Raw genomic sequence first — 21185 nt, 5'->3', positions numbered from 1 at the left:
TGATAAAATTAGTACAATTGAACTAATTTTTACTATTAAAATATTTTTGATAATTTTTTGTTTTATGATAATTTATTATCACTAAATTTCATGTATTCTGGTAAGAAAAGTATTATTGAACAGGCCATTATTTTTAATTAGAATTAATACTTTTTTAATATTTATGCTTATCTGATGTTTTGCATAATACAATTTTTGCTTATATTTGTGGATCGAAATAATTTTTTTTCATCATTTGTGTTTTTTTAAGGTCTCCTCTTGTGGGGGACCTTTTTTATTTTAGCTTATTACTTTTTTGAAATTTAAGTAGAAATACGGCATAATAAATTTGGTACTTTCTACGCTATAATATATCTCTTTAAAGTGACAACTTTGTAATGTTAAACAACTTAAAAACATTACACCATGTCAACATTCAAAATCAACATTATTGCAGGTCCGCTTTGGAGCAATGATGAAGCACAAAAAATCGGGGGCCGTATTGCTGCGGCACATTTAGGAAAATTCACCGGACAATGGAGCACTATTGTCGAAGGTCAGATGAGCGTTATCGAAGTTGAATATGATACGCAACCGTCAGGAAGTACAGAATATACTATGGACGTGTTAGCAGGACCTATCTGGAGCAACGAGGATGCAAAAGAAATATGTCCTTCAATCTGTGCTTCTTACGGAGGTACATGGAACGGACAATGGACTACAGTCGTTGAAGGCAAAATGAGCGTTTGCGGCTGTGTATTTAAGTTCTAGGAAAATTTAGATTATGTATGAATCTCCGGGTTATCCCCGGAGATTTTTGTTTTACAACAGATTACCGGGTGATTTTTACAAAATCTGTAGGTTTGGACAGCATGACAGCCTGAAAGCTTCTTGTGAAAGCCTGAACACTCCTGTACCCTACTTTATAAGCTGTTTCCGAAATGGTATGGTCACCAGAGCTCAGGAGCTCCAGGCTTTTAATGATTCTCAGGATCTGCTGATATTTGGCCAGTGTCATACCGGTCTCTTTTTTAAAAATCCGTTCCAATGTACGTAAGGAAAGCATGGAAATTTCACTCAGATCTTCCATTCTTACGTCTTCCTGGTAATGGTTGTGAAGATATTCAATAGACTTAGACAATCTTTTATCTTCAGGAAGGCTGATATGAAGCTGTAAGGAATGTTCGACAAAATGGGGAAGCTCATTAAAAAGTGCCTGTAAGAAAAGCGCTTCATCCGGATCTTTTGAAATGTTTTTTGACCATTTTTCTGCATACTTTATCATTTCCTTCAGGACAGGAGGAACGGAAAAAACATTAATATTATGATGAAAAACACTGCTTTTTTCTACGTCAGCGAACATAATCATCAGTTTAATTTTTTCCGAATGGGAATTGGTTTTATGGATGGCACCCGGAGGAATCCAGGCTGCGTGGTTTTGAGGAAGAAGGTAGATCTTCCCGTCGACCGTAATATACTGGAATCCGCTTTCTACATAAACGAGCTGGCCTTTTTGGTGAGCATGAAGGATATCATCGTGCCGCCAGTCTTCTTCAAACCAGACAAAATACGGTTTCTTCAGCTGGTCGATATCTATAGTATCGTGAGGATTCATGTCGTTTTAGGTTAATATTTTGGCAAAATTAAATAAAACCACTGAATTAATTTTGTATCAAATATTAATTATATGATGAAGAGTGAATCAAGAAAGAATGCTTCTTACGTTCTGATGGCGATCAATGTACTGGTTGTGATGCTTGTATCCAGCAACCTCAGATCACCTATAATCTCAGTTTCCCCGGTATTGGGTGACATACGGAATGCCCTGAATCTGGATAGCTTCCAGGTGAGCCTGCTTACTTCTATTCCACTGTTTATGTTCGCAACCTGTTCTGTTTTAGTGAGTAGATTTTCGCATAAATTCAGTATCAGCCGGTTTTTGATGTATTCTCTGATAATTTTAAGTTTCGGACTTTTCCTCCGGATTACCGGATCTCTGTGGACCCTTTTTGCGGGATCTGTGTTCATAGGTTTGGGCATCTGCATCGGAAATGTGGTGACTCCGGGATATATCAAGAATAATTTTCCTAAACAGATCGGGCTGATGACCGGTATTTTTGCAGTTTCCATGAACCTTACAGCGGCATTAGCGTCAGGCTTCAGTGTAAGAATAGGAGAATGGACGGGCATGGGTTGGCGGGGTTCGCTGGGAATCTGGTTGATCATTGCCGGACTGGGACTTTTTGTCCTTATTCTGGAACTGGTATTCAATAAAAAGAATCCGGGACAGGCAAAAGCGGCATTAAGTGTTTCTGATTTTAATATGTTTAAATCTGCACAGGCATGGAATATCAGTATATTTATGGGACTGCAGTCTTTATTTTATTATTGCATGATGGCATGGCTGCCTTCATTTCTCACTGATTGTAAGATGGAAGGTGAAAGTGCGGGATGGGTTCTGTTTTTCATTCAGATTACCATGATCCCGATTACTTTCTGTGCTCCTATTATTGCCGGTAAAATGAAGGATCAACGGATTCTTATTGTTCTTATCTGCAGTTTGATGTTCGGGAGTACGATGATGTTTGTATGGCTGCAGTCACAATGGATCTATGCCAATGCTGTTATTATCGGTATTTCTAATGGCTTATCTTTCAGCCTGTCTATTCTGTTTTTTTCAACAAGGACAAAAAATAGTGCCAATGCGGTAAAAATATCGGGAATGGCACAGTCTGTGGGATATCTGATTGCTGCGTTCGGGCCTCCGGTCTTCGGGAAGCTTCATGATTGGGACGTTTCGTGGAAAAGCTCTTTTTATTTTTTAAGTTTTGCTGTCATTCTGATGTTTTATTTCGGAATGAAAGCGGCCAGGAATAAATGTGTTGAAGATTAAAATAAAAGGACTGTATCTTCTGGTACAGTCCTTTTAACAATATTTTTGTCTAATTTAAGTTATTCTTTTTCTGTTGCTGGCTTCTATCCATTCATCCTTTTTGCATTTGGGACATTGTGCCGTATCTCCTTCTGCTTTCAATTCGGTATGTCCACAGAAGATACAGGAATACTGGCTTTCTTTATGAATTCTTTTCAATGGATTTTTTAATGAATCAGGCATAATAGGAAGGCCGTACTTTACGTCTTTATCTTCATAGTAAAATACACTGATCTCACCGGAAATTTCTTCAATAGCTGTTTCAATCTGTCCAAGCTGCGAAACACCTTTCAGCCTGAGCTCTGCAAAAAATTCATCACTTCCCAGATTTTCTTTTTTAAAATTTTCAATGGCAAATTCACCGTCCTTGATCAGGCAAATAGAACTTCCTTCCACCAGTTTCTCAAACTTTTTGCTTCTTCCTATAAAAAAAGTGACAATGCTGTATAAAAGGATGATAACTATAAAAACGAGAATGGAGGAAATAATACCGACATCTTTATTGAACATGGGATCACCCGCTGCAGAACCTAACCCGATAATAACGACCAATTCGAAAATAGAAAGCTGCTTTACCCCTCTTTTTCCTAAAATTCTCAAGCCAATAATAATAGCCAGGAACATGATCATAGTCCGCAGAATAATTTCCAGGAGAAAAGACCATTCTTCGTGCCCCAGGAATAATTCTTTCCAGTTGAGTTCTAAGAGAAATAGGGATAGCATAGAGATTAATTTAGAGAAGGCATCCAAAAAATGAGCCATCTCCCAAAGCTTTCATCTTAAAGATTAATAGATTTTAAACTCTTTTAAATTAATCATAAGAATATTCCGTTCCATCCTGCAGGACTAAGCATCTGTTCTCCAAGCCGTTTTCAATGATCTTTTTCTTAATAAATTCACGGCTTTCCTTACTGTGGCTTACTGCTTCAAGATGAGTCACCAACACGGAAGCATCAGGTGCATATTCACAAAGCTTAATGATGTCTTCGCTGGTCATGATGATAGGATCTCCCACCACAAAAGTGGCTGCACCTCCGGCAACAATAATATGCTGAGGCTGATGCTTATCGATTTCTGCCGCAATTCCTTCATACCAGATGCTGTCACCAACAATATATAGGCTTTTATCCTCTGTTTTAAAGACAAATCCGTTTACTTTGCCCATTTTCTCCCCTATTTCTCCGGTTCCGTGTTGTCCTTCCGTAATTGAGATGCTGATATTTTCCCAAATGATATGGTCTTTAATGGCAATCACATTTTTAAAACCGGATTGGGCGATCTGTTCTGAAATACTCTCAGGACAGATCACAGGAATATTTTTATCCAGAAGCTCAATAGCTTTTCCGTCCCAGTGATCCGGATGAAGGTGAGTTACAGCCACGGCATCTATTGTAGACAGTTTATCTTTTAATTCCTTTTCACTGAACGGAAGATCAACCAGAGGATTCTCCAATTCGTCATCCGTCATCGGAATTTTCCCTAAAGAACCTTTTTCTCCAAGCATAGGATCGATTAAAATCTTTTTTCCTCCGATCTGGAGAAGCAATGTGGCATTGCGCCATAATTCTAGTTTCATTTTGTATACTTTTGTGCTTGCAAAGCTATGGCTCAATCAAGGCTAAATAATAGACGGTTACCAAAAGGTTAACGATAAAAACATGTGACGATGAATTTTGAAGAATTTAAAAACTGCGGGCTCAGACGAAGCCTGGATATTCTTTCCGGAAAATGGAAACCACTGATCCTTCAGAATCTTTTTGAGGAAGATCAGGTGCGGTTTGTGGAATTATGGCGAAAAATGCCGAGAGTTTCAAAGAAAGTGCTTTCTGAGCAGCTGAAACAGATGGAGGAAAATCATATCATTCAACGGATTGAAGTCTATAATTTTCCTCCTGAAGTGTATTACAAGCTTACTGATAAAGCCCGGAAATTAGGTCCTATTCTTGATCAGCTGCATGCATGGGGAAATGATCTTGAGTCTTAAAAGTATCCAGTACCTCCAAAATATTCCGGTAAATAAAGCCCAGATCTTCTGCAGTAATGCAATACGGCGGAACCAGATACATGACATTTCCCAGTGGGCGCATAATGATCCCGCGTTTAATGAATTCATCATACAGAACCTTTCCGATCTGGTTAAAATAAGAAGTATTCTGATCAGTTTTATATTCAAAAGCCAGAATAGTTCCGGTCTGACGTACATTTTCAACATCCGGATGTTTTGAAAGAATTTTGGAAAAATCTGAATGCTGTTTGCTGATGCGGTCAATCGCCGTTAACGTTTCTTCCTGTAATAAAAGTTCCATGCTGGCTAATGCTGCAGTGCAGGCTAACGGATTGGCGGTAAAGGAATGTCCGTGAAACAACGTCTTGTATTTGTCTTCAGATAAAAAAGCAATGAAAATTTCCTGAGAGCAGGTTGTGATTCCCATAGGCATCGTTCCGCCGGTCAGTCCTTTTGAGAAGCACATCATATCCGGCATTTCCGTAAGATGATTGGCAGCAAACAATTTTCCTGTTCTCCCAAATCCCGTGAATACTTCGTCCTGTATCATCAGGATTTCGTTGCTTCTGCAGAACTTCATCAGCTCATCAAGATGTTCGGCCTCATACATCAGCATTCCTGCAGCCCCTTGTACCAATGGTTCATAGATAAAACAGGCTGTTTCTTCTGCGACATCCTTGATCTGCATTTTTAAGCTTTCCAGATTTTCTGCGTTGGGTGTATCGATAAAAATCACTTCAAACAGCATGCTTCCGAAAGGTTTTGTCCAGACACTTCTCCCGCTCACAGACATGGCTCCGAATGTGTCACCGTGGTATGCGTTTCTGAAAGCCAGAATTTTGGTCTTCTCTTTTCCAAGATTACAGGCGTATTGAATACTCATTTTTAAGGCCACCTCTACTGCTGTCGAACCATTATCCGAATAGAAAACCTTTTTCTGGTTATCCGGAAGTAGTCTTAACAGATTTTCTGAAAGCTGAACAGCCGGTTCATGCGTAAAGCCTGCAAAAATAACCTGCTCCAAAGTGTTCAGCTGCTGGAAAACACATTCAGCAATATAAGGATGAGCATGGCCATGCAAAGTTACCCACCAGGAGGAGACCGCGTCGATATACTTTTTCCCTTCATCATCATATAAATAAGCACCCTTTCCTTTGATAATGGGAATTGCATCTCCAGCTGTTTTCATCTGGGTATAAGGATGCCAGTTGACGGCTTTGTCTCTTGACTGAAGGGTTTGTATTAATGTTTTCATTTTTTTTAATTAGAAGTTAGAAATTAGAGGTTAGAAGTTAGTGGAGATGATAGTTCTATAAGCCAACAGTAGCCTGTAACCCGTAACTTATAAGGCAACAACCTGTAACCGGTACTCCACATTCCGTTAACAACAACTATTTTCCTTCATCTTCATCGGCTTCAGACCTAGTTTTTCAAGCATCTGCATATCTTCGGAAACTCCCGGATTAGGAGTTACCAGTAGTGTTTCTCTTTCTCCTGTAAAGATTGAATTGGCTCCGGCCATGAAGCACCATGCCTGCTCTGTTTCATTCATTTCTATTCGTCCTGCACTTAATCTGACCATTGAGGATGGCATGACAATTCTCGCAGTGGCAATCATTCGTACCATTTCCCAGGTATCTACTTTCTCATTATCTTCAAGCGGAGTTCCTGCCACTCTTGCCAATGCATTAATGGGAACAGATTCCGGGTGTTTTGGCATAGTGGCTAAGGTCAAAAGCATTGAAATCCTGTCTTTATGGGTTTCTCCCAGTCCGATAATTCCTCCTGAACATACCGTTATTCCGGCTTTTCTTACATTATTGATGGTATTGATCCTGTTGTCGAATGTTCTGGTGGAGATGATCTCTTCATAGTATTGCTCGGAAGTATCCAGATTGTGGTTGTAGGCATATAAACCTGCTTCCTGAAGACGGATGGCCTGCTCTTCGGTAAGCATTCCTAGTGTACAGCATACTTCAAGTCCAAGTTCGTTCACGCCTTTTACCATATCGATTACCCTGTCGAAATCACGGTTGTTACGGACTTCGCGCCATGCGGCAGCCATACAGAAGCGGGATGAACCGCTGTCTTTTGCTTTTTGGGCGTGGGCAATAACGGTTTCTGTTGGCAGCAGTGCCTGTACTTTGATATTGGTATGGTAGCGGGCTGCCTGGCCACAGTAGGAACAGTCTTCAGGACATCCTCCTGTTTTGATGGATAATAAGGTGGAAATCTGTACTTCTGATGGGTCATGCCATTCCCGGTGAACGGTTGATGCCTTATAGATCAGTTCCAGCAGAGGCTGGTGGTAAATTTCTTCTATTTCCTCTTTCGTCCAGTTGTTTCTGATGGTTGTTTTTTTGTCCATTATCATAATTTTGTTTTTGTTAATTGTTCTGCGGCAGCCTTAATGCTGGCTTTAGTTGGCTGGTCAATTTCAGGGATGTGAATGATCCTGGTTTCTCTTTTAATAAAATTACAGATCACTCTTTCCGTATCAGGAGGAAAAGGCCCGTTCAGGATCAGGTATTCAAGTTTAAGTTTTTTTTGTTCTAATGCCATGATAGAAAGTAAAGTATGGTTAATGCATCCTAAATAGTTTCTGACTACCAGCGCTACAGGAAGGCTAAGTTTTTCTATAAGATCGATGATAAAAATATCATCCGTAAGCGGTACCATAAGCCCTCCGGCTCCTTCTACGATTAGTTTATTATCTGTTTTGGGAAGCTGAAACTGATCTAAACTGATTTCTATATTTTCTTCCCTGGCAGACTGATGCGGAGATGCAGCCAGTTGAAGACGGTAGATTTCCGGATGGCAGACTGTATTTTCTGTCCAGGATTGTATTTTATGGGTGTCCGTATCATCAAGGTCCCCTGACTGTACGGGTTTCCAGTAATCAGCTTTAAAATATTGTGTTAAAACAGCAGAACATACTGTTTTTCCTACTTCAGTACCAATACCTGTGATAAATAGTTGATTCATAGCTTAAATAAAATCTTTAATAATTCCCGTTAGTTTTACAATATCTTCTTCTGTATTGAAGCTGTGGAGACATATTCTGAGTCTTTCCGTTCCTGTTTTTACAGTCGGACTGTGAACGGCATAGGTCAAAAATCCATTGCCGGATAATGCTGTCTGTAAGTTTCTTAATTGATTGTTATCCGGAACCATTATAGCCTGTATCGGGCTTATCTCTGAAGAAGGTGTTTCAATATTCTGATTTCTGAAGATTTCAATATTTTGATGAAGCTTTTTTGATAGTTCTGGTTTTAGTTTTAAAAATTCATAGCCACTTTTAATAGCTATCCATAAAAAGTCCTGAGCTGCCGTGGTATAGATAAAAGGAGAAGCAAAATTGACTAAATAGGACTTCACCGTTTCATCACAGAGAATAGCCGCTCCATGGGCTCCTAAAGCTTTTCCGTACGTCATTACGGCTGCAAAAACATCATTTTGCAACTGGTGTTTTTCAATCAGCCCGTATCCAAAAACGCCGAAAGCATGGGCTTCATCTACGATCAGCGCTGCATTATATTTTTGCGCTAAAACTGCAATTTCCTGAAGGGGCGCAAAGTCTCCATCCATTGAATACAGACTTTCTATAGCAATGTAACTGGGGCTGCTCTGTTTTTTCAGAATACTTTCCAGATCTTCCGGATCATTATGCCTGAACTTTAATTTCTTTGCATAAGACATCCGGCACGCATCGTGAACGGAACGGTGAATCTGTTCATCTACAATAATCGTATCATGACGGCCCGGCAGCGTAGAAAATAAAGCCAGATTCGCACTGTATCCGGAAGGAAACAGCAGAGCGGCAGGATATTGATGCTGTTGGGCAATATAGTGTTCCGTTTCATGAACGATATGACTGTTTCCGCTGATCAGTCTGGAACCGGAGCTTCCTGAAAGAAGCGCAGGGTTCTCCAGAACTTTCTGAAGCAGTTGTGCCTGAAGTTCTTTATTTCCTGCCAGGCCCAGATAATCGTTGGAATAAAAATCAATGCCGGCTGATTTAGGCTTTAATGTTCTTAGTATTCCCGCCTCCTTTCTTTTGTCGAGAGCTTCCTGAAATTTTTTAAGCATAGTCTAATTGGGAAACTTCTTCTGCTATGGCATTGATCCACTGATCATGAAGTTCTTTTTCTATCGTCAGGATATTTTCTGCATGCAATTTCCAGTCTGCGGAAAATTCATTGAGCTGATGAATCATTTCTTCAAGATGCCCCTCTTCTTCCAGAATAATAGATTTGACCATAATTTTTGAAGATTCTTTGGTCAGAATATCCTGGTAAACGGGGTACAGCTCATCTGCACGGACTTCAATAGCATAAGTCACAAAAAGATAAGCTGCATATTTGAGTTCTTCTTTATTCAGATTAAATGCGGTCTGAAGATACCTGCAAGCCTTAATATCTAATGAGTGAAGATACTGCCGGGTGGCGACCGGGGCCAGAAGTTCAGCTGCTTCATAGGTTTTACATAATTCAGGATCTATTTTGCCGATCTGTTTTTTCAGATAATAAGCATGACGGTGTTCTTCAGCAGCATGTTTCAGCTGGATCAGAGTTACTGAAACCGGATGCTCACATTTAGAGATCTTTCTGGCACCGGCATTTTCCATGAATGAAAGGGTATTCAGCCATTTGGCATGGGTTACACCATCCTGTACAATTTTTTCAAGGAGCTGTTGAAATTCCATAGGTTTATCAATTTTGGTTCGGGTTTCGGGTTTCGAGATATGGGTTTCGAGGTGATGATCATGACTTATAGAAGAGATTTTAAAGCTCGTAACCCGTATCCCGTAACTTTTTATTTATTTTGAACCAAAATTAGTATATTGCCGGACCATTAAAAGGTGCCAGTTTTAATATTATGGATAGTCCGGTTAAAATTCCTTATCAAAGTTTTATAGAAATTGACAGAAATGCCGAAGCTTCGATCTATATGCAGATTGCGAATCAACTGATCAATGCTATTCAGAGAGGTTTTTTGCCTTACGGGACCAAGCTGCCCGGAACGAGGGCCTTCAGTGAAGTTCTGGAAATCCACAGGAATACGGCAGTTGCGGTTTATGATGAATTATCAGCACAGGGCTGGGTAGAAAGCCTGCCGAACAAAGGAACATTTATTATCGGGGAAAATCAGCAAAATCCGGTAAAGGTTAAAGATTTTGAGAAAAACAGCCTTCAGAACTATCCTGAAACGACCGGATTTTCTTTTAAAACTTCTAATATTTTAGACAATCCTTTTGAACATTCGGACTGTGAGTATATTTTTAATGACGGTGTTCCGGATATCAGACTTACTCAGATTGGGCAGCATTCAAGGTTTTACAGTTCTATTCTGAAAAGAAAATCCAACCAGAAAATGCTGGGCCACTACAATAACGACGGTAGTGAATTTTTCAAGGAACATCTGTCACATTACCTTAATCTGTCCCGCGGACTGCCTATTTCAAAGAATAATCTTCTCATCACCCGAAGCACGGAAATGAGTATCTATATTGTTTCCGAAATTCTGCTTTCTGCCGGAGATACTGTATTGGTAGGTGCTTTGAGCTATTTTTCAGTCAATATGATCTTTCAAAAAGCTGGAGTTAATATTGTTTCAATACCCATAGATGAAGACGGAATTATCGTAGAGAGCGTCCGGGAGGCCTGTAAAAAACAGAAAATAAGGATGCTTTATCTTACCCCGCATCACCACTATCCTACTACCGTCGCCTTAAGTGCCCAGCGAAGACTTGAGCTGCTGGAACTTGCTCACGAGTACGGCTTTATCATTCTTGAAGATGATTATGATTATGAATTTCATTACGATAAAAGCCCCATTCTTCCGTTGGCAAGTGCAGATACGAATGGGATGGTGATTTATATCGGATCTTTTGGGAAATCATTGGCACCTGGATTCAGAACCGGTTTTATTGTCGCTCCGGAAAATCTGATGGTTGAGATGAGGAAATATCTCGGAATCATAGACCGCCAGGGTGATATCTTAATGGAAAGGGCTTTGGGCGAAATGATTGAGGAAGGGGAAATACACAGGTATCTGAAAAAATCTTTAAAGGTTTATCAGGAAAGACGAGATTATTTTGCAGAACTGCTTGAAGAAAGTTTAGACGGATTGATAAAGTTCCAAAAGCCATCGGGAGGTCTTGCTTTCTGGCTGGAATGGACTATTCCGATTAATCTGATGCAGCTGAGCCGGAACTGTGCTCAGAACAATCTCTTTATTCCTAAAACACTACTCTATCAGACTAAAGATCTTACAGCGATAAGGTTGGGGTTTGGCAATCTCAACTTTGAAGAAATGGAAAAAAGTATTGAAATTCTTTCTGATCATGTGAGAAAATTAGTGTAAAAATTACCTTAGGATTATTAACCACTGATGACACGGACTTTCACAGATGTTTGCGTTTTATGAAGCTGTATGTTAAGCAAAAATATCAACTACAAAAAGACTAAAGCTTTTAACACTTAAGTTTATTTAAAGTTTAAAAACTTACTGTAAAAAGTACACTTAAATTTTATGAAAATCTCTGATTTTCTTTATTATAAAAGGGAGATCTGGCTGATCTTTTTAATCTGCGAGAAAAAATATTTTAAACCATTAAGGATTATTAAGTTTTTAAGAATATTAAGTTTAAGCTTTGCTTTAAGGCGTACAGCTTAAAAAAATCATTGATTTTTCTTAACTAACCTTACTATCTTCATTTATCTTAATGTTTTAGAAAGCGCAGGATGAGAGTTGGTTATCATATACTATTCGGTAAGGTCAATTTCAATATTGATGTTGAATTAACCACGGATGGCACGGATTTACACAGATTTTGCGTTGTGTGAAGCTGTATGTAAAGCAAAAATATCAACTACAAAAAGACTAAAGCTTTTAACACTTAAGTTTATTTAAAGTTTAAAATTCTATTGCAAAAAGTACACTTAAGTTTTATGAAAATCTCTGATTTTCTTTATTATAAAAGGGAGATCTGGCTGATCTTTTTAATCTGCGGAAAAAAATATTTTTAAGCCATTAAGGATTATTAAGTTTTTAAGAATATTAAGTTTAAGCTTTGCTTTAAGGCGTACAGTTTAAAAAAATCATTGATTTTTCTTAACTAACCTTATTACCTTAATTTATCTTAATGTTTTAGAAAGCGCAGGATGAGAGTTGGTTATCATATACTATTCGGTAAGGTCAATTTCAATATTGATGTTGAATTAACCACGGATGGCACGGATTTACACAGATTTTGCGTTTTATGAAGCTGTATGTTAAGCAAAAATATCAACCACAAAAGTCACAAAAGTTTTCTTGAAACACTTAAGTTTATTTAAAGTTTAAAAACTTACTGTAAAAAGTACACTTAAGTTTTATGAAAATCTCTGATTTTCTTTATTATAAAAGGGAGATCTGGCTGATCATTTTAATCTTCGAGAAAAAATATTTTTAAACCATTAAGGATTATTAAGCTTTTAAGAATATTAAGTTTAAGCTTTGCTTAAGGCGTACAGCTTAAAAAAATCATTGATTTTTCTTAATTGACCTTATTCTCTTCATTTATCTTAATGTTTTAGAAAGCGCAGGATGAGAGTTGGTTATCATTTTACTCTTTGGTAAAGGTTAATTTTCAATATTGATGTTGAATTCACCACGGATGGCACGGATTTACACAGATTTTGCGTTGTGTGAATCTATGAAATACAGAGGATTTTGAGAATAAAAAAAGTGTAACAGCTAGGTTACACTTATCTAAAATTTTTGTTTTTTTAATTGGAGAGAATCAATTTCTTCGCTTTCTTTTTCTTGGATTTCTTCTTTTTTCTGTTCAGATAAATAATGAATCCTGTGATGGGAAGTGAAGCTGCAATCATGCCTGCAAAAAGGTATACAATCCGGCCTGTCATTCCAAATATACTTCCTGTATGAAGGTCATAATTTCTTTCTCTTAAAGCCGTTCCATTACCGATATTTTTATCTTTGTAGGATTGATGCTTTAGTATTTTCCCTGAGTACTGATCAAAATTGAACTGTTCATTCTTGTATTGCTTATTACCATACGTCACCTCAGCATAATAAGTCCCTTCCTCTGTTTTTGGAAAGCTGATGAGTGCAGATTTTTTATCAGCAAGACTCTGTTCTACCCTATTTCCGACAATATTCAAAATATTTTTATGGTCCGGAGATTCTTCGAAAGGAATTGTGCTTTTGGCTTTCTGTTCGGTTTTGGCTTTTCTGTTCAGTGTTGTTTTGATCCATTTGTCGAAACCTTCAAAATTCCATATTAAAGCTGTATAGGAAATAACACACAAAGGAATAACTGTATAAAATCCCAGGACATTGTGCATGTCATAATTAACCCTTTTCCATTTGGCTGATGTTTTAATGAGAAACATGCCCTTCAGGGATTTCTTATTCATCTTACGGGGAAACCAGATGACCAGTCCTGAAAAAAGCATAACAGCCAATATCAGTGTAGAATATCCTGTAATCGTTTTACCAATTTTTTCACCCAGTAAAAGCCTGCGGTGAAGATCCATCACAATCTCAAAAAAATCATTTTTTGCATTTTCAACTGCCAGCACTTTTCCGGTGTAAGGATCTACATACACTCTGTAATAATGAATATAAGTTCCCCAATAGGTCAAAGCCTCCTTATCCATTTTCAGGGAGCGGAACGCATAGCTTCGGGTTGGATCGGAGGATATTTCTACCCTGCTTACCTTTAAACTGTCCGGAAGAGCCTGCTCTGCTTTCAATTTAAGTTCAGAAAATGGGAGTTTTTCTTTTTTGATGGTTTTGATGAAATATTTTTCCGGGTGTATGGCATGTTTCAGCTCTTTCTCAAAAGCGAGAATACATCCGGTAACTGCCATGATGACAACTATAAGCCCGGACGTTAGCCCGAGCCATAGATGTACTTGATATGCTGTCTTTCTTAGTATAGAATTCATATTAAAACTTAAGACTAACCTCCGCGACAAAGTTACGAGGCATTTGGGCTACTACAACTCCCTGTCCTGCGAAATACTGTACATTTCCTAAATTATTCATTTTAAATCCTAATCTGTACCTTTCTTTTTCAAGAGATACGGAAGCATTCACTAAAGTATAAGCCGGGAATATAAACTGTCCGGTAGTTGTGTTATCAACAGTAATCTGCTCACCGACACGGTTAACACCAAAACCCAATCCAAGTCCCTGAAGTCCTTTGATCGGCAATATATAGCTTACCCAGGAATTGAATACATTAGCCGGACCTGAAGATGACGGACGGCGACCATCTACATTCGCAGCAGCTTTTACAAACTTACTGTCGTTGTAAGAATATCCTGCCATAATGTTTAGTCCCTGAATTGGATTCAGGATGGTTTCAATTTCGATCCCTTTACTTCTCTGCTCACCATCCTGGATGGTAATATTATAGCTTTTTCCGTCGCGGATTACTTCCGTTAATCTTAACATATTATCAACCAGAATGTCATAATATCCTACGGTGAAATTCACACTGTTTCGCCAAAGATTTCCTTTCACTCCCACTTCCCACTGATTGGATTTCTGCGGTTTGAAATCTCCGTTGTATTCTGAAAGAGGCTGAGACGCCGGAGGTGTGTAGCTGAAGCCGTTCATGTAGTTGGCATACGCTGATAAACGGTCTTTAAAGATCTGGTACGACACGCCCAGTTTGGGAGACAATGCTGTCTGCTTGAATTTTGGTGAAGAAGGATTAAGAGCGTTAGTGTTCAGATCAAACTGCCCGTTGCTTTCGTAGTGGTCTAGACGTAAACTTAATAAGGTAACTAAACGATCTGTAATATAAAGAGCATCTGAAATATAAGCGCCATAGATGTTACTTGAAAATGTATTTCTTTCCAAAGGTGATTTACCGGTTTTGATACCAGCTTCGATGGCGGCCTGGGTAAAAGTCTGTATTTTCTGAAGAGCCAGATCTTTGGAAATCATACCATATTTAGCTGTCAGATTTCGTCCATTGATGGTGTCATACTTAACGATCGGAGAATTATTGTTGTTTAATGACTGGTTTAAATAGTCTAACCCGATAAGAACCTTATTTTTAATTTTTCCTATTCTAAATTCTCCGTTAAAATTCTGCTGGATACTTGTAGAGGCTCCCTCAGCATTCTGCCACTGTACGTTACGCTCTAAAAGGGCATCGCTGGTATTCCCCCTGATAAACTGATACTGGTACAATCCTTCCGTTTTTCTGTAGTTTCTTGAGATCAAAGTCTGAGAAGTCCACTGATCTGAGATTTTGTAATTCACCTCAGCTTTTACATTGATGGAAGGTGCTTTTAAGGTCATATCATTATTGGAATAAGACTTTTTCCAGTCAAATCCCAGTTCATCAGGGGTCGTTGCGAAAAATTTTCTTGTTCTGGACAGGAAAATAATAGGAGTATTTGTTCCTTCATACGTGTAAATCTGAGCCCCCAAATTAAACTTTAAACGGTCATTTACCTGGTAGCTTAGTGTTGGGGCCACAAACATGGATTTTCTGAACTCAGAATCCCTGAATCCGTTCTGGTACTGATACGCAGCATTCAAACGGAATAATGTCTTTCTTGAATCCGTGACCGGGCCGTATACATCAGCTGTCACACGGTTCAGGTTGTAGCTTCCCAAAAGGTAAGAAACCTCACCTCCGAAATAATCTTTCGGCTTTTTCGTCACTACATTAATTAATCCTCCAAAAGAATTCACGGCGCCTCCGTACAAAGTTCCGGAAGGTCCTTTGATCACATCGATACGTTCAATATCCGCCGGATCAATTTCTGAATTGGTCGTTGCAGGAACACCGTCTACCATAGAAACCCTGGTAGGGAAACCTCTTAAATTGTAATAGAAACTTCCGTCTCCCGCTCTACCGGCGCTTCCCTGCATTTTTACGATACCCGGAGCATTTTTCAAGGCATCCGAAACATCATAGATAAGCTGCTCTTTCAAGATCTGCTGGTTGATGCTTGTATACATCTGTGGATTTTCTATGTTTTTCAATGGCATCTTAGCAACCGAGGTACTGTCTTTGTCCAGAAATTTATTTCTGCTTACGGCATATACTGTAATTCCTTCAATCACGTTGTTCTCTACTGAGGTATAAATCACCGGAATTTCAAAGACATCTTTTTCAATGCGAATTGGTTCACGCATCAGCTCAATGTCATTTAAAACCACCTGAAGCGTATACTCTCCAGGTGGCACATTATCAAAATAATATTCTCCTAAATTATTGGTTTTTGCCTGATATGGTGTATTCACTAACCTTAAAAGTGCATTCTTTACGGGCACTTTTTCAGACAGCATGACCTTGCCGTTAACGCGTTCACTCTGCTGGGCAGAAACGATAAACGGGAAGCTGACAAGAAGTAAAAGTAATATAAGGGTTCTAAATGTTTTCATGCTGTAAATTTTGTAACAGAGGATAGTTTATTTTGCCGTTTTGTGATAATGGAAATGATTCTATGTGTTCAGTGCGTACGTACTGCGGGTTGATGCGCAGTTTATTCTTGATTATTTCCGTAATGGTCTGGGGATTAATATGGATATTGTCATACAGAACAATGATCTTCTTGTCATTGCCGTTCAGACAGACCACCGTATTGCCTTCCAGCTCATTTTTAAGGATAAACTCTACCTCATCCAGGTTGAGACGGATCCCGAAAAGCTTCATGATCCGCTTGATCCTTCCTGTGATGTAATAGAGTCCGTTCTGCCCTCTTTTGCCCGTGTCTCCTGTATGAAGAACCTTAGGCTGCTCGTAGGTAGAAAGATCTTCAAGCTTGTTGGCATAACCTCCACTGATGCTTGAATGTAAAAAGAGCAGTTCATCCGTTTCAGGATCGATCCGGAAGCTTCCTCCGTGTACAGGAGTACCAATAGATGTTTCCTCTTCAAGGAGTCCGTCTGTGGTAAGATAAGCCATTCTTCCGCCTGCTTCGGTCTGTCCGTACTGAGCGAAAAACTGTTTTTCAAACTCATGACAGTAGTTGAAGATGGTTTTCCTCAATTCAGCATTGATCACGCCTCCCGTATGGGTCATATACCTCAGGCTGCTGCTGTCTTTTCTGAAGAATCCTATTCTTTTCAGATTTTCGTACAGATAAGGAACGCCTCCCAGCGTGCTGTACCCGTACGTTTCCATTTCGTCCCAGAATGCTTTCTGCATAATGTCTTTGTCAGTACATACTATTCTTCCTGAACGCATACAGTTGGTGGTAAAAATAGAAAACCCGTACACGAAATTAATCGGCACGTTGAGCGGAACTACATCAGATTCCAAAATCGGCATATACTGAAGAATGCTCACTGCATTCTGATAAAGGTTTTCATCCGAAAGCTTCACCAGTTTCGGAACTCCGGTGGTTCCGGAAGTACTCAGCAGGATCTTGATGTCGGGGTGAATATTCACTTCCGGCTGGTAATCTTCTTTAGCAAAGATTTTCACCGTTTCTGAAAACTCCTTTAATAAATATCCCTGAACCTCCTCTCTTGAGGGGTCAAAAATATATTTGGGACGGTATTCCGCTTCCAGACGTTCTTTAAATTCCGGATGCAGTTTCTGTCCCAAAACAGCAATGGCATGTGCCGTTCCATAGAAATTGAGAAGCACCTCAATACTGGGCAGCTGATTGTCATTGTACAAAAAGATCAATCCTTTTTCTACAGGATTAAGGCCTAAAGAACGGTACAGTGTTCCAACCGGCGTGGAAGCACCGGTGGAAGCATCTGTAAACAACAAGTTCTTGTTGGCAATTACATTTTCTAAAATTTTCATATACTTAGTTTTCTACGAGTACATCGTATTTTTTCATTTTTTCGCGGATCTTTCCGACGGTTCCCATTTCAAGGATGTCGTTGAAGTCAAACTTGACACGGTAGAACTGCTCCAAAGCTTCTACAATTAGCAGATGCGACATGGAATCCCACTCAGGAATTTCCTGATACGTAAGGTTTTCGTCTACCAATTCTTTTTTCACAGCGATTGCTGATGCGATAATTTCATAAAATTCGTCTGTTGTGTGCATTTTAAATTTTTATAGTTTTCCATTTACCATTTTTGAATATCATGAGGAACAATACAGCCAGTACAATTTCAGAGGAAACAATAGCGGTGAATATTCCTTTCAGTTCCCATTGAAGCCTCACCCCAAGCAGGTAAGCCAAAGGAAGCTGAATCACATAGAACATGATCATGTACAGCAGGGTTACCTGTATAATATTACCGGCCGCATTAAGGGCACGGCTGATCACCATTGTAAAGCCCAGTAAGAGATAAGCCATAGACACCACATGGATGTACTGTACGGCGTATCTGGCTACCTCGGCTTCTTTGGTGAAGAACGTCACCACATATTCTGCAGCGAACTGCCAGAATATAGCGACGGCTACCAAATAGGTCATATTGATTCCTCCGGCTCTCCATACCGTTTTCTCTGCGCGGTCAGGGTTTCCGGCTCCTAAATTCTGTCCTGTAAGAACACCTGCTGCATTTCCTATTCCCCATGCAGGCATCGTGGCAACAGAAGCAATTCTCTGCGCAATAATGTATCCTGCAAGAGCAGTAGTCCCGAAGGTGGCGATGATTTTAACCATAATCAGCCAGCTTGAAGCAGGAATGATATACTGAACCAGCCCGCCAAAAGTAATTTTCAGTATTTTCTTAATTAAAGGCAGGTCACGATGAAATTTCACCAGGATATTGACGCTGGTTTTGCGTGTAAGAAGAATGAAGAATTGATATAAAACCGCCAGCAACCGGGATAATATGGTAGCATACGCTAGTCCCATTAATCCGTAAGCAGGAATAAAACCCAATCCGAACACAAGAACCACGGCAAAGACCATACTGGAGATATGACAAAGCCAAAGCGACTTCATTGCCAGATCCGCATCACCCGCTCCCCTGAAAAGACCATTGATAGACAGACGCAGAATTACCAGGCCGATACTCAGAAAAACCAGTTTGGAAAAAGGAAGACCGTTATCTACCATCCCTGTATTAAATCCTAGGAAACTGATAATCTCACCGGCAAAAAGAAATGACAGGCCGCCGATCAGTAATGCAAAGGCAGATGCCAGCAATATGATGTAATGGGCAGTCCGGCTCATCCCTTCCTGATCTTTTTCTCCGGCTCTCCTTGCTGTCAGCGTTGCAGCAGCGATCCCCAAACCAATAGCAATCGCATTGGCAAAATTGATGTAGTTGTCTGCAATTCCGACAAGCCCAAGGACCTTATCTCCCAATCTTGCAATGATTAAAAGATTGATGCTGACAAAAACAGATTCCATCACCAGTTCCATTACCATTGGAATGGCAAGGCTGAAGATAGAACGGTTGATACTACCTGAGGTAAGTTCTACTTTTTTTCCCGCTAAAGCTCCGTACGCAAATACAGATCCTTCTTTTACAAGATGCAGAAACTTTCTCATACCGCCGCTACAGAGTTTTTATTGGCAATCTGATACAAAGGATTCGGCAGTGCACCGTCTTTCTTTGGAATACCAAATGCTTTATTTTCACTGTAGCCGTTGTTTTTCAAACGAAGACTGTTGATGTAGAATCTTTTGAATGTAGGAACATACAAGTCATATTTTTCATAACGCTCATTCAGATGAGGATTATCGTTTTTATAGTTCTCTATACACTCATGAACAAGCGTCCAGAAGGTCTCTTCCTGAAAATTGGAATGGGTATGCAGAACATTGGATAAATATCTGAAGAACGCATCAAAAACACCCAGAAGAATGGACAACGGAACATTTTCCTTGTTGGAAGACTGGATTAGCCCGTCTGCCAGGTGATCAGGAAGTTTCTCCCTTGCTTCTGTGGTCAGGACAATATCATCTACAAAATCTTTGATGACAATTCTCTGCGGGACTCCATTTTTCAATACGACCATGATGTTTTCTCCATGAGGGGTCACACAAAGAGAATGGGTATAATAAATGTGAAGCAGCGGTGTAAGATAGGCATCCAGATAATCTGTGATCCATTCTTGAATACTGATTCCTGCCTGTTCTGCAAAAGCCTGTACCAAAGGAACTCCATGTTGATCTACAAAGAGCAGGGAAGCCATGGTAAACATTTCTTCGTCTTCCTGTAAATAATTGGAAGCACTCTCACGCCATAAAGCCCCAAGAAATTCATTGTATTGATAAGGAACACCGGCAATCGAGCTATATTGAGGATGCAGATAAGCAATAGAAGCTTCTTCTCCTAAAAATATGGTTCCTTTTGTTTCAAGATAAGTATCGTCTTTGATGAGTCCTTTCACCCAATCTGTAATGGAAGGGGCAATTTTCATCTGTTTAGGCGACAGTCCTCTGATATTTCCTGTACTTAAAATAGAAACAGCAGTTTTCAGATATCTTTTTTCAGGATGCTCTGTATTGAACAAAGTTCTGATGCTCTGTTGCGGGCTGTAGATATCATTTCCTTCTCCTAAAAGAATTAAGATACCGGATGCGATATCGCCTGCAAAGTGAATCTTCAACTTATGTTCCCACTGCCACGGATGCACGGGAATAAAATTGTAATCTTCAGGAGACTTTCCGGAATCAATCAGTCTTTGTTGAAAAGACTGATACAATTCGTCTCCAATTTCAGAGCGGTAAAATCCTTCCTGATTTATATGCTCCAGTGACTGGAAGGCTGATCTGTCCTTATGAGCAGCCAGCCATAAGACTTTTAAATCCTCTCCCGCTTCAGGAGAAAACGTTTCAAGATCGGTAGGAGAAAATCCTAACCTGCTTTTGTTGACGATGACCCACGGATGGCCGGTCATCTGATGCTCTACCGTTTGATAATTACTTGATGCCAGTTCCTTTGATGACATCACCCCTCTGGATAAGATGAGTGCATCACAGTATAAGGTATGCAATAATTCCTCGGTATATCTCGCCAGCGTGTTGGCATCCAGATCGAATACGGTTTGCATTTCAAGGAAGAACTGGGGAATATTCAGCGCTGAGGTCTTGAAACCGTTTTCGATTTTTTCGATACTGTCTTTATCAATATGCCAGTAATCCATCATTCTTTCCTGTCCGCGAAATTGATACTCTATATTTCCAATTCCGGTTTCCAGTTTAAAGACCGTAAATCCGGCTTCATCCTGAGTAAGGGCAACCGGTTTCAGCCGTTCTTCATGCATTAACTCCGCAATCGTTTTAACCATAAGATCTCTGTTGGCCTGTAGCCAGATTTCCTGGCTGATGGTATTATTTTTTAAGTTGGTGTTCATTGTTCTG

The 21185-nt window shown here is 39.6% G+C and carries 18 protein-coding genes; 4 read left to right on the top strand and 14 right to left on the bottom strand.

Features of this window, described 5'->3' with window-relative positions; all coding sequences use genetic code 11:
- The first annotated feature begins 405 nt into the window (after nt 1-405).
- A complete protein-coding gene (locus tag AC4IFE_RS08470) occupies nt 406-750 on the top strand; it encodes a mannan-binding lectin (RefSeq protein ID WP_306842645.1) in 345 nt (114 codons plus the stop codon).
- Between the two features lie 61 nt (nt 751-811).
- On the opposite strand, the gene AC4IFE_RS08465 is transcribed toward AC4IFE_RS08470, so the two are convergent.
- Nucleotides 812-1594 carry a helix-turn-helix domain-containing protein gene (locus tag AC4IFE_RS08465; RefSeq protein ID WP_490756329.1) on the bottom strand — a complete coding sequence of 261 codons (783 nt, stop codon included), beginning with the start codon at nt 1592-1594 and terminating at the stop codon, nt 812-814.
- 72 nt (nt 1595-1666) lie between these two features.
- On the opposite strand from AC4IFE_RS08465, the gene AC4IFE_RS08460 reads away from it, so the two are divergent.
- The gene (locus AC4IFE_RS08460; protein WP_490756327.1) at nt 1667-2872 is read left to right on the top strand and encodes a CynX/NimT family MFS transporter; all 1206 of its coding nucleotides are present in this window, start codon (nt 1667-1669) and stop codon (nt 2870-2872) included.
- Nucleotides 2873-2926: 54 nt separating this feature from the next.
- On the opposite strand, the gene AC4IFE_RS08455 is transcribed toward AC4IFE_RS08460, so the two are convergent.
- Both AC4IFE_RS08455 and AC4IFE_RS08450 read right to left on the bottom strand, forming a co-directional pair.
- On the bottom strand, nt 2927-3634 hold the full coding sequence (locus AC4IFE_RS08455) for a DUF421 domain-containing protein (protein WP_490756325.1): 708 nt from the start codon (nt 3632-3634) through the stop codon (nt 2927-2929).
- An 88-nt stretch (nt 3635-3722) separates the two neighbouring features.
- Nucleotides 3723-4487, bottom strand: a complete 765-nt coding sequence (locus AC4IFE_RS08450; protein ID WP_490756323.1) for an MBL fold metallo-hydrolase — start codon at nt 4485-4487, stop codon at nt 3723-3725.
- Nucleotides 4488-4577: 90 nt separating this feature from the next.
- Here AC4IFE_RS08450 and AC4IFE_RS08445 point away from each other — a divergent pair, with 90 nt between their 5' ends.
- A complete protein-coding gene (locus AC4IFE_RS08445) occupies nt 4578-4895 on the top strand; it encodes a winged helix-turn-helix transcriptional regulator (protein WP_490756321.1) in 318 nt (105 codons plus the stop codon).
- Here the strand turns inward: AC4IFE_RS08445 and bioA are convergent.
- The 5 genes from bioA to AC4IFE_RS08420 all read right to left on the bottom strand — a co-directional run bounded on the left by bioA (nt 4849) and on the right by AC4IFE_RS08420 (nt 9621).
- On the bottom strand, nt 4849-6171 hold the full coding sequence (bioA, locus tag AC4IFE_RS08440) for an adenosylmethionine--8-amino-7-oxononanoate transaminase (RefSeq protein ID WP_490756319.1): 1323 nt from the start codon (nt 6169-6171) through the stop codon (nt 4849-4851). The two genes, AC4IFE_RS08445 and bioA, sit on opposite strands and share 47 nt — an antisense overlap.
- Nucleotides 6172-6297: 126 nt before the next feature.
- Entirely contained in the window at nt 6298-7284 is a 987-nt protein-coding gene (bioB, locus tag AC4IFE_RS08435) for a biotin synthase BioB (protein ID WP_490756317.1), read from the bottom strand.
- A gap of 2 nt (nt 7285-7286) precedes the next feature.
- Complete coding sequence (bioD, locus tag AC4IFE_RS08430) at nt 7287-7901, bottom strand: dethiobiotin synthase (protein ID WP_490756315.1); 615 nt, start codon at nt 7899-7901, stop codon at nt 7287-7289.
- A 3-nt stretch (nt 7902-7904) separates the two neighbouring features.
- A complete protein-coding gene (locus AC4IFE_RS08425) occupies nt 7905-9005 on the bottom strand; it encodes an aminotransferase class I/II-fold pyridoxal phosphate-dependent enzyme (protein ID WP_490756313.1) in 1101 nt (366 codons plus the stop codon).
- Entirely contained in the window at nt 8998-9621 is a 624-nt protein-coding gene (locus AC4IFE_RS08420) for a hypothetical protein (RefSeq protein WP_490756311.1), read from the bottom strand. The genes AC4IFE_RS08425 and AC4IFE_RS08420 overlap by 8 nt, the downstream gene beginning before the upstream one ends.
- A gap of 173 nt (nt 9622-9794) precedes the next feature.
- Here AC4IFE_RS08420 and pdxR point away from each other — a divergent pair, with 173 nt between their 5' ends.
- Complete coding sequence (gene pdxR / locus AC4IFE_RS08415; protein WP_490756309.1) at nt 9795-11282, top strand: MocR-like pyridoxine biosynthesis transcription factor PdxR; 1488 nt, start codon at nt 9795-9797, stop codon at nt 11280-11282.
- A 1406-nt stretch (nt 11283-12688) separates the two neighbouring features.
- Here the strand turns inward: pdxR and AC4IFE_RS08410 are convergent.
- Genes AC4IFE_RS08410 through AC4IFE_RS08385 form a run of 6 tightly spaced genes read right to left on the bottom strand, consistent with a single transcriptional unit; the run spans nt 12689 to nt 21178 of the window.
- Nucleotides 12689-13873 carry a PepSY-associated TM helix domain-containing protein gene (locus tag AC4IFE_RS08410; protein ID WP_490756308.1) on the bottom strand — a complete coding sequence of 395 codons (1185 nt, stop codon included), beginning with the start codon at nt 13871-13873 and terminating at the stop codon, nt 12689-12691.
- Between the two features lies 1 nt (nt 13874).
- On the bottom strand, nt 13875-16337 hold the full coding sequence (locus tag AC4IFE_RS08405) for a TonB-dependent siderophore receptor (RefSeq protein WP_490756306.1): 2463 nt from the start codon (nt 16335-16337) through the stop codon (nt 13875-13877).
- Complete coding sequence (locus AC4IFE_RS08400; RefSeq protein ID WP_490756304.1) at nt 16324-17712, bottom strand: AMP-binding protein; 1389 nt, start codon at nt 17710-17712, stop codon at nt 16324-16326. The genes AC4IFE_RS08405 and AC4IFE_RS08400 overlap by 14 nt, the downstream gene beginning before the upstream one ends.
- Before the next feature lie 4 nt (nt 17713-17716).
- Nucleotides 17717-17962 carry an acyl carrier protein gene (locus AC4IFE_RS08395; protein ID WP_062646915.1) on the bottom strand — a complete coding sequence of 82 codons (246 nt, stop codon included), beginning with the start codon at nt 17960-17962 and terminating at the stop codon, nt 17717-17719.
- Nucleotide 17963: 1 nt separating this feature from the next.
- A complete protein-coding gene (locus tag AC4IFE_RS08390; protein ID WP_490756302.1) occupies nt 17964-19367 on the bottom strand; it encodes an MATE family efflux transporter in 1404 nt (467 codons plus the stop codon).
- Nucleotides 19364-21178, bottom strand: coding sequence for an IucA/IucC family protein (locus tag AC4IFE_RS08385; protein WP_490756300.1), 1815 nt, complete (start codon nt 21176-21178; stop codon nt 19364-19366). The genes AC4IFE_RS08390 and AC4IFE_RS08385 overlap by 4 nt, the downstream gene beginning before the upstream one ends.
- Between the last annotated feature and the right edge of the window lie 7 nt (nt 21179-21185).

This window comes from Chryseobacterium sp. UF-81, assembly GCF_058245105.1.
Note: the sequence above shows the minus strand (reverse complement) of the source record. Positions and strands in the feature narration are given on the sequence as shown.